The following is a 3221-nucleotide window of genomic DNA, read 5'->3' as shown; positions in this document are numbered from 1 at the left end:
ATTCAATGCGATCAGCATGAATGACAATTTGCCCATTCTTGTACAGCGCACCAATGGCCTTCTTGAAGTTGCCCTTGCTCACGCCAAACAGGCTGCTGATCAGCGCCGGGTCGCTCTTGTCGCTGACCGCCAGGGTGCCGTTGTTCTCTCGCAACTTGGCGAGGATCTTGGCGTTCAGGCTGGTGGCGGCTTCCTGGCCCACCGGCTGCAGGCTCAGGCTGATCTTGCCGTCCGGGCGGATTTCCTTGATGAAGCCTTTTTCCTGCATGCCAGCGCGCATGAACTTGAAGATTTCATTCTTGTGGATCAGGCCCCAGTGCTTGTTATTGATGATCGCCTTGAACCCCATGTCGGTGGCTTCGGCGACCAGCAAATCCACTTCCTGGCCCGGCGTGTAGTTGGCCGGGGTCTTGTCCAGATAACGATCCAGGCGCGCCGTGGCGGTGATGCGACGGGTGTGCTTGTCGAGGTAGACGTGCACCACGCAGTATTCGCCGGCGGTCATCTGGCGCTTTTCTTCGGAATACGGCAGCAACAGGTCCTTGGGCAGGCCCCAGTCCAGGAACACGCCGATGCTGTTGACCTCAACCACTTTCAGGCTGGCGAACTCACCGACCTGAACCTTGGGTTTTTCCGTGGTGGCGATCAATTTATCGTCGCTGTCCAGATAAATGAAAACATTGAGCCAGTCTTCATCTTCACTGGGAATATCCTTGGGAATATATCGATTGGGCAGCAGGATTTCGCCGTCCGCACCGCCGTCCAGATATAAACCGAAGTTAGTGTGTTTAACCACTTGCAAACTGTTGTAGCGCCCGACTAAAGCCATTTCCAATACCCTCATTGCGTGGGCGGCATTCTACCCGGTTTTGCGGCGCGATTCGTGGCCGCCGGCAAGGTTTGCCTGGAAGGCCCGGCCCAACCGTTGATTTTCCTGGGTTTTCGTCCGAGACACAGCCATTCGTCAGGCCGGTGACGGTGCATGCCGTCCACGCCCGGCACAATATTCTTCACACGGTTGTTATTTAAAACAGAGGCTTAGGGCAATTATTGCCGGATAACGGCTGATTATTCCCGTCACGCCAGCGATAATTCAGAAGGATATTTGCCAAGCAATTGTCAAGTATTTCCTGTACGATGCCTGGCCCAATTAATTATCTACAGGTTAATGGCCGTCATGCGCGTAAAAGCATCCAACAGCAAAGCAAAGCCAGCTCCAGCCGTTGAAACCAGCGAGTCGATCAACGACCAGATCGCTGCGTTCCTCAAGTCCGGCGGCGAGATCCAGCAAATTGCCAAAGGCGTCAGCGGCCAGACATTCGGCCCGTCCAAGCAGATCAGCCTGGGCAAGAAGTAACCTGCGCGTCACCTGGTCCCAAAGCGCTTTGAGCTTCGAAGCGCTTGGACTGGAACCCTCCCCCGCCCTATCCATTTCCCATGAATCGACGAACGGCCTTCACTGCCGATCATTCGCCGGTATCCTTGCACCTCTCTAGCTCAAGCGTTTCAGCTTAGTTCCTGCTCCTCGCTATTTCATGGAGTGAAGCATGCGTATTCCTATTGTTGCGCTGGCGATCAGCCTGCTGACGTGCTCCCTCGCCCAGGGGCAGGTGTTCCAACGCGAACTCGGCGACTTCGACCTCAAACTGGGTACCACCCCCAGCCGCAGCATGGCCCAGGGCCTGGTCACACCGTCGAGCACCGGTTCGTTTCATGGTGGGTTGGACCTGAGCCACGACAGCGGTTGGTATGTTGGCCAGTGGTCACCCAGCGCCGGCGTGTCCGCTGATCTGGAGGTGGATTCCTACATCGGCTTTAAACAACCCTTCGACCAGACCCTGGGCTACGAAGTCGGCCTGATCCACTACAGCTACCCCACCGTCGAGACCCTCGACAGCCAGGAGTTCTACGGCGGCCTGACCGTGCTCGGCAGCCGTTTCGGCGCGGCCCTGAGCAACGATCCAGACAAACAGAACAGCACGCTGTTCGCCGACCTGGGCGGCAACGTGCCGTTCGGCATTGGCATCAGCGCCAAATACACCACCCACCAGCTCAATACGCCGGTCTCGGTCGAGAACGGTTATGTAGGCAGTTTCAGCGACTGGTCGTTGAAAATTTCCCGTCCGTGGAAGGGCCTCGACCTGGACCTGATCTACAGCGACTCAAGCCTCAGCGGCAGCAGTTGCTCGGCGTACTCCGGCCACAACAGCGAATGCGACAGCCTGCTGACCCTCAAGATGGCCCATCCTTTTTACTAAGCGTTACGTATTCGATCGGCTGAACTGCTGCGTGCCTGCCATGCTCCAACAAAGCACCTACGCTTTTGCAAGGACTCGCTCATGTCGCGCTGGTTGACCCGCACCGCCCTGTTCATTGCCCTGCTGCTGACGCTGACCGCCTGCAGCCGCGTAGGCCTGGCCTACCGCAACCTCGACCTGATCATCCCCTGGACCCTCAACGATTATCTGGAGATCAAAGGCGAGCAAAAAGACTGGTTCAACGAACGCCTCAAGGAACACCTGACCTGGCACTGCACGACGCAATTGCCCGGCTACGTCGACTGGCTGGATCGCTTGAAGACCATGGTACAAACCAATCAGGTGACCGACGAAGCCCTGCAACAACGGACCCAGGAAGCCAAGGCCGCCATCGCCGAAACCGCCCAGGCCATCACCCCCTCGGCCATCGAATTGCTGCAAGGCCTGAGTGACGAACAAGTCGACGACATGGACGCCTCTTTCGTCAAAGACCAGCGCAAACGCCAGCAGCAATACCTCAAGCCGACATTGCAGGAGCAGATCCAGGAGCGCAGCGAGCGCATGGTCAAACGCCTGAACGACTGGCTCGGCCCGCTCAACGACGTCCAGCGCCAGCGGGTGGTCGCCTGGTCCACCGCCCTGGGCGATCAGAACCAGCAATGGATCGCCAACCGCGCCCACTGGCAAAACCAGTTCAGCGAAGCCGTGGCCCAACGCCACAGCCCCGATTTCCCGAAACGCATCGAGCAGTTGCTGGTCAACCGCGAAAGCCTCTGGACGCCCGCCTACCGCGAAGCCTTCAGCAAAACCGAAGCCCAGGCCCGCAGCCTGCTGGTGGACCTGATGGCCGAAAGCACCCCGGCCCAGCGCGAGCGACTGCTGAAGAAAATCGACGGGGTGAAGAAGGATTTCACTGATTTGAAGTGCCTGGAAGCAGCACGCTCTTAAAACCATTGAAGATCC

Annotated in this window: 4 protein-coding genes; 3 read left to right on the top strand and 1 reads right to left on the bottom strand. The window is 57.9% G+C overall.

The window, feature by feature from the left end; genetic code table 11:
- On the bottom strand, positions 1 to 829 hold an 829-nt coding region (locus J4E53_RS30225), incomplete at its 3' end, for a S1 RNA-binding domain-containing protein (RefSeq protein WP_207268280.1).
- A gap of 339 nt (positions 830 to 1168) precedes the next feature.
- On the opposite strand from J4E53_RS30225, the gene J4E53_RS30220 reads away from it, so the two are divergent.
- From J4E53_RS30220 to J4E53_RS30210, 3 genes are all read left to right on the top strand, one after another.
- The gene (locus J4E53_RS30220) at positions 1169 to 1357 is read left to right on the top strand and encodes a hypothetical protein (RefSeq protein WP_018607615.1); all 189 of its coding nucleotides are present in this window, start codon (positions 1169 to 1171) and stop codon (positions 1355 to 1357) included.
- A gap of 190 nt (positions 1358 to 1547) precedes the next feature.
- Positions 1548 to 2258, top strand: a complete 711-nt coding sequence (locus tag J4E53_RS30215; RefSeq protein ID WP_103311234.1) for a TorF family putative porin — start codon at positions 1548 to 1550, stop codon at positions 2256 to 2258.
- An 81-nt stretch (positions 2259 to 2339) separates the two neighbouring features.
- Positions 2340 to 3206: a DUF6279 family lipoprotein gene (locus J4E53_RS30210; RefSeq protein WP_103311236.1), complete on the top strand. Its 867-nt coding sequence runs from the start codon at positions 2340 to 2342 to the stop codon at positions 3204 to 3206.
- The last annotated feature ends 15 nt before the right edge of the window (positions 3207 to 3221 follow it).

Source organism: Pseudomonas sp. FW305-28 (assembly GCF_017351395.1).
Lineage (GTDB): Bacteria > Pseudomonadota > Gammaproteobacteria > Pseudomonadales > Pseudomonadaceae > Aquipseudomonas > Aquipseudomonas fluorescens_AA.
The sequence above is the reverse complement of the archived record's forward strand: the minus strand, read 5'-3'. Positions and strand labels throughout refer to the sequence as shown.